General features: G+C 65.4%; 10 protein-coding genes. 8 read left to right on the forward strand and 2 right to left on the reverse strand.

What is annotated here, in order from left to right; genetic code table 11:
• The 7 genes from EOD07_RS10190 to EOD07_RS10220 all read left to right on the forward strand — a co-directional run.
• Nucleotides 1-657: substrate-binding domain-containing protein (locus EOD07_RS10190; RefSeq protein ID WP_127235344.1), on the forward strand; the 657-nt coding region annotated here is incomplete at its 5' end.
• A gap of 47 nt (nucleotides 658-704) precedes the next feature.
• Nucleotides 705-1,724 (forward strand): ABC transporter permease, encoded by a 1,020-nt coding sequence (locus EOD07_RS10195; RefSeq protein WP_082047166.1) that lies wholly within the window; start codon nucleotides 705-707, stop codon nucleotides 1,722-1,724.
• Between the two features lie 2 nt (nucleotides 1,725-1,726).
• Nucleotides 1,727-2,500 (forward strand): ATP-binding cassette domain-containing protein, encoded by a 774-nt coding sequence (locus EOD07_RS10200; protein ID WP_040984068.1) that lies wholly within the window; start codon nucleotides 1,727-1,729, stop codon nucleotides 2,498-2,500.
• A gap of 4 nt (nucleotides 2,501-2,504) precedes the next feature.
• A complete protein-coding gene (locus EOD07_RS10205; protein ID WP_127235345.1) occupies nucleotides 2,505-3,686 on the forward strand; it encodes an aldose 1-epimerase family protein in 1,182 nt (393 codons plus the stop codon).
• 82 nt (nucleotides 3,687-3,768) lie between these two features.
• On the forward strand, nucleotides 3,769-4,854 hold the full coding sequence (locus EOD07_RS10210) for a fatty acid desaturase family protein (protein WP_127235350.1): 1,086 nt from the start codon (nucleotides 3,769-3,771) through the stop codon (nucleotides 4,852-4,854).
• 29 nt (nucleotides 4,855-4,883) lie between these two features.
• Nucleotides 4,884-5,198: a MocE family 2Fe-2S type ferredoxin gene (locus tag EOD07_RS10215; protein WP_127235346.1), complete on the forward strand. Its 315-nt coding sequence runs from the start codon at nucleotides 4,884-4,886 to the stop codon at nucleotides 5,196-5,198.
• 28 nt (nucleotides 5,199-5,226) lie between these two features.
• Nucleotides 5,227-6,030, forward strand: a complete 804-nt coding sequence (locus EOD07_RS10220; RefSeq protein ID WP_127235347.1) for a 3-methyl-2-oxobutanoate hydroxymethyltransferase — start codon at nucleotides 5,227-5,229, stop codon at nucleotides 6,028-6,030.
• An 18-nt stretch (nucleotides 6,031-6,048) separates the two neighbouring features.
• Here EOD07_RS10220 and hutH read toward each other — a convergent pair whose 3' ends face one another.
• Entirely contained in the window at nucleotides 6,049-7,545 is a 1,497-nt protein-coding gene (gene hutH, locus EOD07_RS10225; protein ID WP_127235348.1) for a histidine ammonia-lyase, read from the reverse strand.
• Complete coding sequence (locus EOD07_RS10230; protein WP_127235349.1) at nucleotides 7,542-8,543, reverse strand: ornithine cyclodeaminase family protein; 1,002 nt, start codon at nucleotides 8,541-8,543, stop codon at nucleotides 7,542-7,544. The genes hutH and EOD07_RS10230 overlap by 4 nt, the downstream gene beginning before the upstream one ends.
• A gap of 110 nt (nucleotides 8,544-8,653) precedes the next feature.
• Between EOD07_RS10230 and EOD07_RS10235 the strand changes: the two genes are divergently transcribed.
• Nucleotides 8,654-10,096 carry a DHA2 family efflux MFS transporter permease subunit gene (locus EOD07_RS10235; protein WP_127235351.1) on the forward strand — a complete coding sequence of 481 codons (1,443 nt, stop codon included), beginning with the start codon at nucleotides 8,654-8,656 and terminating at the stop codon, nucleotides 10,094-10,096.
• The last annotated feature ends 224 nt before the right edge of the window (nucleotides 10,097-10,320 follow it).

Below are 10,320 nucleotides of genomic sequence, written 5' to 3' on the forward strand. Positions count from 1 at the left end.
CAACCGGGCCTGTGGACCGAGGAGGTCAAGGCCGCCAAGGCTGCCGGCATCCCGATCGTGTTCTTCAACACGGACGACCCGGCCACCGGACGCCAGGCCTATGTCGGCGCGGACCTCAAGGAAGCCGGCGCGATCTGGGCGAAATATCTCGTCGACCATAAGATGGTGAAGCAGGGCGACAAGGTGTTCCTGCCGGTCGAGGTGCCCGGCGCCAGCTACCAGCAGCTCGAGACCGAAGGCATCGCCAGCGTCTTCGATCCGCTCGGCATCAAATATGACGTGGTCGATTGCGGCACCGATCCGGCCGGCATCATCGCCAAGATGACCGACTACATGGTCGCCAACAATCCGCCGGCGATCATCGCGCTAGGCGATTCCGTGGCGGCGAGCGTCAAGCGGGTGTTCGACGGCGCCGGCATCCCGGCCGGCAAGATCCCGGTCGTCGGCTGGGGCAATTCGAAGGAGACGGCGCAGGCGGTCAAGGACGGGTTCGTCAACGCCGCCGCCTGGCAATATCCCTCGGCGCAAGGCTTCATGCCGGTCGCGCTGCTCGGGCTCGCCGCTTCGGGCGAACCGATCGGCTACGACATCCACACCTTCGGCCTCTACGACGCCTCCAGCGTCGAGCCGATCCTGAAGCTCTACGACAAGAAGTGAGAGAACTGGCGCCCGTCGCGCGAGCGTCGGGCGCCATGCAGAAAAGCATGGTTCAGCAAGTCATGACAGTTACAGCGGAAGACGGCGCGGGACGCGCGAAAGGCAGGTCGAGCCTGATGCGCTCGCCGCAATTCTCCTCCTTCGTCATCCTCGTCGTGCTTCTGGTGGTGTTTGCGGTCGCCGACGGTAATTTCCTGTCGCCGCTCAACATCTCCAACATGATGGCGTTCCTGCCGGAGCTCGGCATCATCGCGCTCGGCATGACGCTGCTTCTGACCGCCGGCGAATTCGACCTGTCGGTCGGCGCGGTGTTCGGGCTGGCCCCGGTGGTGGTCATGCTCCTGGTGCAGAATGCCGGCGTCGATATCGGCGTGGCGCTGCTGGCTGGGCTTTTGCTGTGCATCGCGATCGGCGCGATCAACGGCGTGATCGTCACCAAGATCGGCATCTCGTCCTTCCTGGTGACGCTGTCGATGCTGCTCATCGTGCGCGGTGCCGCGCTTTACATCACGCAGGGCTTTCCGCTGAAGTCCTGGGACCAGCCGGGCTTTTTCGTCACGCTGCTTGCCGGCAGCTTCAACATCGGCGCGTTCCGCTTCTACACCTCGCTCTGGTGGTTCATCGGGCTGTCGCTGCTTGCGGTTTACATCCTGCGCTACGCGAAGCTCGGCAACTGGATCAGCGCCATCGGCTCCAACCGCAACGCGGCGGTGGCGCGCGGCGTGCCGGCCGACGCGGTCAAGATCTGGCTGTTCATCGCGACCTCCGTGCTCGCCGGGCTTGCCGGCATGATCAGCGCCTTCCGCATCTCGGCAGCCTCGCCGGTAGCGGGCACCGGCTATGAGCTGGAGGTGATCGCCATGGTCGTGGTCGGCGGCACGGCGCTGACGGGCGGGCGCGGCACGATCCTCGGCACCATCGTCGGTGCGCTGATGCTGCGCGCGATCCGCAACGGCATCGTGCTCGTCGGCGTGCCCGGGCTCGCCTACAACATCTTCGTCGGGGTCATCATCCTCGCCATGCTCATCCTGCACGCTTTGCTGCAGAAAAACGCCGCAAGGAGCTGAAGATGCAGGAAGTGCTTCGGCTGCAGAACTTACAAAAATCCTTCGGCAGCGTGCGCGCGCTGAAGAACGCCTCGCTGACGCTCAAGGAGGGCGAAGTGGTGGCGCTGCTCGGGGACAACGGCGCCGGCAAATCGACCCTGATCAAGGCGATCTCCGGCGTCTTCCCGATCGATCGCGGCGATATCTATGTGCGCGGCGAAAAGGTCTCGATCCGCTCGACGCGCGAGGCGATGGACCTCGGCATCGAGACCATCCATCAGGACACCTCGCTGGCGCCCGACCTCAGCATCGCGCGCAACCTGTTCCTCGGCCGCGAGCCGGTCAATCTCAAATGGCTGGGCGTCTTCGCGCCGCTCGATCTCGCCAAATTGCGCGACGCGGCCTCGGCGCTGCTGAAGCGCGTCGGCATCTCGAAGAAGCTCGACGCCGACGCCCTGGTCTCGACGCTGTCCGGCGGCGAGCGGCAATCGATCGCCATCTCGCGCGCCATGCAGTTCGCCGCCAAGGTGATCATCCTCGACGAGCCGACCAACAATCTCGGCGTCGAGGAAACGCACGGCGTGCTGCGCTTCGTCAAGGAGATGCGCGAGGCCGGGCATTCGGTGCTCTTGATCACCCACAACATCCACCATGTCTTCGAGGTCGCCGACCGCATCATCGTCATGCGCCGCGGCGAGATCGTCGCCGAGCAGACCGTCGCCGACACCGACCTGCTGACCGTGGAAAGCCTGATAACCGGCGCCGACCTGTCGGCCCTGATGAAAAGGGCGCAGTGACGGCATGGTGAAGCTCTACGGACAGACGCTTTCACGCCGGCAGGTCGCCGAACGCTCCGGCATGCTGTCGCAATTCGCCGGGGTGCGGCTGATGACGCTTGGCGACGGCGTCGAGCGCGGCATCCGCATGCTCGAATTCCGCACCGGCTCGGGGCTGCGCTTCACGGCGCTGGTCGACCGGGCGCTCGACATCGCCGATTGCGAGTACAAGGGCCAGGCGATCGGCTGGCATTCGCCGAGCGGTTTCCGCAACCCCGGCCTGCATGACTATGAAGGCGAGGATGGCTTTGCGTGGGGCCGGTCGTTCTCCGGCCTGCTCGTCACCTGCGGCCTTGACCACATTCTCGGCCGCAACGAGGTGCCGGCCGAGAACTACAATTACCCTGGACGCAAGACCGTGACGCATTCGCTGCACGGGCGCGTCGGCACCATTCCGGCGCGGCTGACCGGCTATGGCGAAAGCTGGGACGGCGACCGCTGCGTGTTGTGGGCGGAAGGGATTGTCCAACAAGCCAGCGTGTTCGGCGAGGACCTGCATCTCGTCCGCCGCATCGAGGCCGATGTCGGCGGAAGCGAGATCCGGCTATCGGACTGCGTCGTCAATCACGGCTTCCACCGCACGCCGCATATGTATTTCTACCACGTCAATGTCGGGCATCCGCTGCTCGACGAAGGCTCTCGCTATCTGGCGCCGATCCGCGACGTGGTCTGGGCCGCGCATGAAGGCGAGCGCTACGAAGTGCAGAAGGTCGGTTACCGCACGGTGCCGGCACCGCAATTGGGCTTCGCCGAGCAGGTCTGGCAGCATGAGATGGGCGCCGACGCCAAGGGCGAGGTGCCGGTGGCCGTCGTCAACGACCGGCTTGGCCTCGGCTTCGAGGTCGTCACCCGCAAGGACCAGTTGCCCTGCTGCTACGAGTGGCAGAATTTCCAGGCCGGGCAGTATGCGCTTGGCATCGAGCCCTCGACGCACCATGTGCTCGGCAATCTAGCCGCGCGCGAGCGCGGCGAGATGATCTGGCTGGAGCATGGCGAGACCCGCGCCTATGACGCTTTGTTCCGCGTCCTCGACGGCAAGGATGCGATTGCCGATGCGGAACGAAGGATCGCGGCCATCGCCCGCCAGCCCGAGCAGGATTATCCTCAGCCGTCCGGCAATTTCCCAAGACTGGCGGGCAGGGCATGAGCGCGACACTTATCCATAGCAAGCCCTCCGGCCGGCGGACCGGATTGCCAGCGCTCAGTGAAGATTGGAGGCCGATGTGACGATGGCGAAGAAGCGCGACTACAGCCTTGTCGGCGAAAGCACGCGTCGGGCGATCGAGACCGGGCTCGCCTCGGCCGAGTGGTACCACACCGACGTGGCGCGCAAGACCATGAAGGAATTGATGCAGCGCTCCGACGGGCCGGCGATCCGCGACACCATCATCTGGATCGTCGCGATCCTGGGCTCGGCCGCCGGCATCGTCTGGTTCTGGGGCACATGGTGGGTGGTGCCGTTCCTGTTCGTCTACGGCGTGCTCTACGGCTCGTCGAGCGACTCGCGCTGGCACGAATGCGGCCACGGCACCGCCTTCCGCACGCGCTGGATGAACGACGTCGTCTATCACATCGCTTCGTTCATGCTGATGCGCAATCCGGTGCAATGGCGCTGGAGCCATGCGCGCCATCACACCGACACCATCATCGTCGGCCGCGACGCCGAGATCGCGGTGATGCGGCCGCCGGACCTCATCAAGGCGGCTTTGGCTTTCACCGGCATCCTCGACTTCCGCTATTCGCTGCCGACGCTGGTGCGCCAGGCCTTCGGCACATTGTCGGACGACGAGAAGAGCTACATCCCGGAGATGGAGCAGCACAAGGCGGTGACCGCGGCGCGCTGGCACATGGCGGTATACGTCGCGACGATCGCTGTCGCGATCGCGCTTAAATCATGGATACCGCTGGTGCTGATCGGCCTGCCGCGCCTCTACGGCACCTGGCACATGGTGCTGACGGGGCTTTTGCAGCATATCGGGCTCGCCGACAACGTCACCGACCACCGGCTGAACACCCGCACCGTCTACATGAACCCGATCAGCCGGTTCATCTACTGGAACATGAACTACCATGTCGAGCACCACATGTTCCCGATGGTTCCCTACCACGCGCTGCCGAAGCTGCATGAACTGATCAAGCACGATCTGCCGGTGGCGAACCCGTCGATGTGGCATGCCTATCGCGAGGTCTGGCCGGTGCTGCTCAGGCAGCTGAAATATGAGGACTACTATCTCAAGCGCGAATTGCCGCCGACGGCCAAGCCCTATCGCGGCGAGTTCCACGATCTCGACATAACGGCCGCGGCCGCCGAATAGGCGGTGCGAAGCAAGCTAGGAGGTAGACGATGGCGGAGTGGGTCGAAGCATGCGCGGTGGACGACGTGGACGAAGAGGATGTGATCCGCTTCGACCATGGCGGCCGCACCTTTGCGATCTATCGCTCGCCGGACGACGCCTTCTTCGCGACCGACGGGTTCTGCACGCATGAGAAAGCTCATCTCGCCGACGGGCTGGTGATGGACGACATCATCGAATGCCCCAAGCACAATGGCCGCTTCAACTACAAGACCGGCGAGGCCAAAGGCGCGCCGGTCTGCGTCAATCTCAGGACCTATCCGGTCAAGGTCGAGGCCGGTAAGGTGATGATCGATATCGGCTGAAAGCCGTCAGACAAAACAGGATGTACCGATGAGCCGAAAGAGACCGACTGTCGCCGATCTGCGCGCCATGAAGGGCAAGCGGCAGCTGACCATGCTGCGCGTGCTGACGCTGGAAGAGGCGGAGGCCGCCGAGCGGGCAGGGGTGGATATCGTCTCGGTGCCGCCGGAACTGGTGCTCAACCCGCAATACCGCGATGCCGCGCCCAGCCTCTTCACCATGCCGGGCGAGAACTTCTTCGAGATCGGCACGGCGGACGATTTCGTGCGCTGGTCGTTCCGGCTCTACAAGGCCGGTGCCGACGCCGTCTATTGCAGCGCCGGCTACGCAACGATCAAGCGCATGGCCGACGACGCCATTCCGGTGATCGGCCATGTCGGCCTCATCCCCTCGCGCGCGACGTGGACCGGCGGCTTCAAGGCGGTCGGCAAGACCGCGGATACCGCCATGCAGGTGTTCGAGGCGGTCAAGCAGCTGGAAGCCGCCGGCGCGATCGGCGCCGAGATCGAGGTGGTGCCGGTGGAGGTGGCCAAGGCGATCTCCGAGCGCACCTCGCTGATCATGCTGTCGATGGGCGCGGGCACCGGCTGCGACGCGCAATATCTGTTCGCCGAGGATATCCTCGGCACCAATCGCGGTCACATGCCGCGCCATTCGAAGGTCTATCGCAACTTCGCCGCCGAATATGACCGGCTGCAGCAGGAGCGCATCGCGGCGTTTTCCGAATATGTCGCCGACGTCAACAGCGGCGGCTATCCGGAAGACAGGCACATCGTGCACATGGATCCGGACGAGCTCACCCTCTTCATGAAGAAGGAGGATGCAAAGCCCTGAACCAAGAGTCGGAAAGGTTCAGCCGGTTGCCGGAGGGCCTTGCCAAATTCCGCTGACGAGAGCGGCATAAAGGGCTTCGGCGTCGATGCCGAGCGGCCTGTCTTCCTTGAGCATCGCCACATGCGAGCGCACGGCCGCGTGGATTGCGCCCGTGGCCGGCGCGAGCGTCACTCCCTCGCGCAAATCGACGGCCTGCGCCGCAGCCATCAGCTCGAAGGCGATCAGCCGCCGCCACAGCACGATCATCTCGGCGCATTTGGCGACGGCGAGCGGCGTCTGCGTGGCGTGATCCTCGACGCCCTCGGACACCGGCAGGAAATCGTGCATCACCGGATTGGCCTTGTGACGGATCGCGGCCAGGATCGCCGTCACCGTCTTCTGCAGCGGCACGAAGCCCGCCGAGGCGCCGCCGACCGGCGAGAGGTATTTCGGCAGGCCGTGGCGGGTCGAGCCGGTGAGCTGGACGAAGCGCGCGGCGGACGCCGCCGCGCATTGCGCGATCGCCAGGCCGAGCGTCTCGAAGGCGAGCGACAGCGACGCGGTGTGGAAGTTGCCGGTCGACATGACCAGCTCGTCCTCGGCGAGCACCAGCGGATTGTCGGCGGCGGCGTTGAGCTCGATCTCGACGGCAAGCCTGGCATGGTCGATCGCCTGGATCAGCGCGCCGTGGATCGAGGGCATGCAGCGGATCGACAGAGGGTCCTGGATGGTGGTCGGCGCCGGCGCTTCATCGCGCGCCAGCAGGTCACGCAGGGCCTTCGCCGCAAGCTGCTGGCAGGCGCCCGGACGCGCCTGGTGCTGGCGCGCGTCGAGGATGGTGCGGTTGGCGCCGATGCCTTCCATCGTCAGCGCGCCGGCCTGCTGCTGCTGGTCGAGCGCCGACAGCGCATCGGTCAGCGCCAGAGCTCCGGTCCCCGTGGAAACCGCCGAGGCGTTGATCAGCGACAGGCCGTCCTTCGGCGAGAGCGTGACGGGCGCAAGCCGCGCCATCATCAGCGCCTTGGCGGCAGGCATGCGGCGGCCCTGATACTCGGCTTCGCCGTCGCCGATCAGCACGCGGCCGATCGCCGTCATCAGCAGAAGGTCACCGGCGCCGATCGAGCCCAGCGACGGCATCACGGGATGCACGCCGGCATTGAGCGCTTCGACCAGTGCCGTGAACACGCGCGGCGACAGGCCCGAGCCGCCGGCGGCGAGCATCGCAAGGCGGGCGAACATCGCCGCACGCACCACCGGCACGGGCAGGGCCTCGCCGACCGCGGCGCTGCGGCCTTCGATCAGCTGGCGCTGGAAGGCGCTCGCGTCGCCTTCTACCGCGGTGACGAGATTGGCGCCGAGGCCCCTGTTCAGCCCGTAGATCTGTTGCCCGCCGGCCGCGGCGGCATCGAGAACCTGGCGAGCCTTGTCGAGCTTTTCGAGGACAGCCGGCGTGACCTCGACCTTGCAGGCGTTGCGTGCGACCGCAACCACATCCTTGATGCTGACGCCGGCGCCGGTGAGAACGAGCGGGCTCATGCGAAGCGCAGCCTCTGGCCGATGCCGTTTTCGCCGGCCTTGGCGAGCATGGCCTTGCCGAGCGCGATGTCGGAGAGCGAGAGGCCGCGATGCCAGAACAGGATCGTCTCGCCATCGCTTTGCCGGCCTGGCTTGAGGCCGGCGGCGATCTGGCCGAGTTCGGCGTGCAGCGTCGCCTCGCTAAGCCGCCCCGTCTCGACATGGGCGCGCAGCGCGCCGAATTTGCCGCCCTTGCACTGGCCCCAGTCGTCGACGACGATCTTCTGCATGATGTCGGTGAGCGACAGCTCGACCGCGCTCATCGTGCCGTAGGGCACGACCAGCGCGCCGCGCTTGATCCATTCGGTCTTGAGCAGCGGTTGCGGCTCCGGCAGCCGCGAGGCCTCGACGACGATGTCCGCGCCTTCGACGCAGCTCTTCCAGTCAGCCACGGCCATGACCGGCTTGCCGAGGTCGGCCGCCAGCCTCGCGACAAAGCTATCGCGGCTTTCGGGCCGGCGCGAGTGGACGCGGATCTCGTCGAAATCGAAAAGATGGTCGAGCAGGCGCACATTCCAGTAGGCGGTGCCGCGCGCGCCGATATGGCCGAGCACTTTTGACGACTTCTTCGCCAGATGCTTGGCGCCGATGGCGGTGACGGCGCCGGTGCGCATGTCGGTGATGACGGTGGCGTCGAGGATGGCGCGCGGCGTGCCGGTGCGCGGATCGAAAAGGTTGAGGATGCCGAATTCCGACGGCAGGCCATGCATATAGTTGTCGACATAGTCGCCGACGATCTTCACGCCGGCGGCGTCGAGCGGCGCCACATAGCCGCGCAGGACGTTGAAATGGCCGTGGAAGGAGGGATCCGGCTCGAGATGGACGCGCGGCTCGATAACGGTCCGGCCATTGCCCTGGGCGATGAGTCCGGCTTCGACGGCGCCGATGATCTCGGCGTCGGTCATGGCAAGTGCCTCGATGTCGAGAGCATTGAGGTAGTCGATATAGATAGGCTTCATGCGTTTTCCTCGGCCCCCCCGGCCCATCCATAACAGGCGAAACAGGGACACGGAAGTTTGTTGGATAAGCTCTGGACTGGACCGTGCTTATGCTGTTCAACCACCGCGTCATGACCAGCATTCCCGACAACGCAGCCGTGTCCCAGCCCGCAAATTCCGCGCGGCAAGCGCGGCGCGTGGCGCTGATCGTCGCCGTCGCCTTCTTCATGCAATTGCTGGATTCGACGATCATCTCGACCTCGCTGCCGCAGATGGGAGAATCCTTCGGCGTGCCCGCGGTGGCGATGAGCATCGGCATCACCGCCTATATGCTGACCATGGCGGTGTTCGTGCCGCTGTCGGCCTGGCTTGCCGACCGGTTCGGCGCGCGCAACATCTTCCTCGTCGCGATCGCGCTGTTCACGCTGGCTTCGATCGCCTGCGGCTTCTCGCAGAGCCTGACCGAGTTCGTCGCCGCGCGCATCGTGCAGGGGCTTGGCAGCGCGTTGATGACGCCGGTGGGCCGCATCCTGGTGCTGCGCAATGCCGAAAAGTCGGAGCTGCTCAACGCCACGGCGCTGATCACCTGGCCGGCCCTGTTCGCGCCGGTGGTCGGGCCGGTGCTCGGCGGCTTCATCACCACCTATCTCTCCTGGCACTGGAACTTCTTCATCAACGCGCCGCTGGGGCTGGCCGGGCTGGCGCTGGTCGCCCGCTTCGTGCCCGGCGACCGCGATTCCGAGGCCAAGCCATTCGATTGGCCGGGCTTTTTCCTCACCTCGCTCGGCCTTGCGGTGATGCTTTACGGGCTCGAGCGCCTGGCGCACCCGCAGGATGGCTTGCTGCCGACGGTAGGCTCCATCGGCATCGGCATCGTTATCGGCTGGTTCGCCGTCCGCCATCTCTTGCAGGCCCGGCATCCGTTGCTTGACCTTTCGGCTTTCAAGATACTGACCTTCGCGATCTCGACGCTGGCCGCAGGTACGGTCTTCCGTGTCGCGATCAATGCCACGCCCTTCCTGCTGCCCTTGCTGTTCCAGGTTGGCTTCGGCCTGCGTCCAGTCGATGCCGGCCTGTTGGTGCTGGCCTATTTCCTCGGCAATCTCGGCATGAAGACCGTGACCACACCGACGCTGAGGCGCTTCGGCTTCCGCACCGTGATGGTGGTGAACGGGGCGATCGCATCGCTGGCGATCATGGCTTGCGGCGCGATCTCGCCGCAGACGCCGCTGGCGCTGACCGTCGCGTTGATGCTGGTCGCTGGTCTCACGCGCTCGATGCAGTTCACCGCGCTGAACACGCTGGCCTTCGCCGATATCGGCGCGCCGCAACGCAGCTCGGCCGCGACGCTCTCCTCGATGCTGCAGCAGATAGCGATGCTGTTCGGCGTGGCGATCGCGGCGGCGATCCTCAATTTGTCGCAGATCGTCAGGGGCGAAGCCGTGCCCGACCTCCTCGACTTCAGAATCACCTTTGTCGCGATCGGCCTCGTCGGTCTCGCCGCGGCGATGCGCTTCCTGGTCCTGCCGGCCAATGCCGGAGCCGAGGTTTCAGGCCATTCGACGAACAATTGAGGTCGCGCCAGGCGTATTTTGCGGAGTTAAATTGCGTCCGCTCCGCCGCCGTCGAACGGGCTCTTCCGCCGGCCGCGCGATCGCGGCAACGTATTGCCAAAAAGCGCAAGAGTTTCCGTCTATTGCGCCAGTTACGGCAATCGATGCGTCCACTCGGAAAATAGTCGGAGAGGCGGGGGTCTTGAACGCGGATTCATTTGACGAGCCGCTGTTGAGCCGATTAG

Source organism: Mesorhizobium sp. M2C.T.Ca.TU.002.02.1.1, from assembly GCF_003997225.1.

What these genes read in the sequence shown, in the direction of transcription:
- EOD07_RS10195 (WP_082047166.1), top strand. Translation starts at nt 705, where the DNA reads ATGGTTCAGCAAGTCATGACAGTTACAGCGGAAGACGGCGCGGGACGC.
- EOD07_RS10200 (WP_040984068.1), top strand. Translation starts at nt 1,727, where the DNA reads ATGCAGGAAGTGCTTCGGCTGCAGAACTTACAAAAATCCTTCGGCAGC.
- EOD07_RS10205 (WP_127235345.1), top strand. Translation starts at nt 2,505, where the DNA reads ATGGTGAAGCTCTACGGACAGACGCTTTCACGCCGGCAGGTCGCCGAA.
- EOD07_RS10210 (WP_127235350.1), top strand. Translation starts at nt 3,769, where the DNA reads ATGGCGAAGAAGCGCGACTACAGCCTTGTCGGCGAAAGCACGCGTCGG.
- EOD07_RS10215 (WP_127235346.1), top strand. Translation starts at nt 4,884, where the DNA reads ATGGCGGAGTGGGTCGAAGCATGCGCGGTGGACGACGTGGACGAAGAG.
- EOD07_RS10220 (WP_127235347.1), top strand. Translation starts at nt 5,227, where the DNA reads ATGAGCCGAAAGAGACCGACTGTCGCCGATCTGCGCGCCATGAAGGGC.
- hutH (WP_127235348.1), bottom strand. Translation starts at nt 7,545, where the DNA reads ATGAGCCCGCTCGTTCTCACCGGCGCCGGCGTCAGCATCAAGGATGTG.
- EOD07_RS10230 (WP_127235349.1), bottom strand. Translation starts at nt 8,543, where the DNA reads ATGAAGCCTATCTATATCGACTACCTCAATGCTCTCGACATCGAGGCA.
- EOD07_RS10235 (WP_127235351.1), top strand. Translation starts at nt 8,654, where the DNA reads ATGACCAGCATTCCCGACAACGCAGCCGTGTCCCAGCCCGCAAATTCC.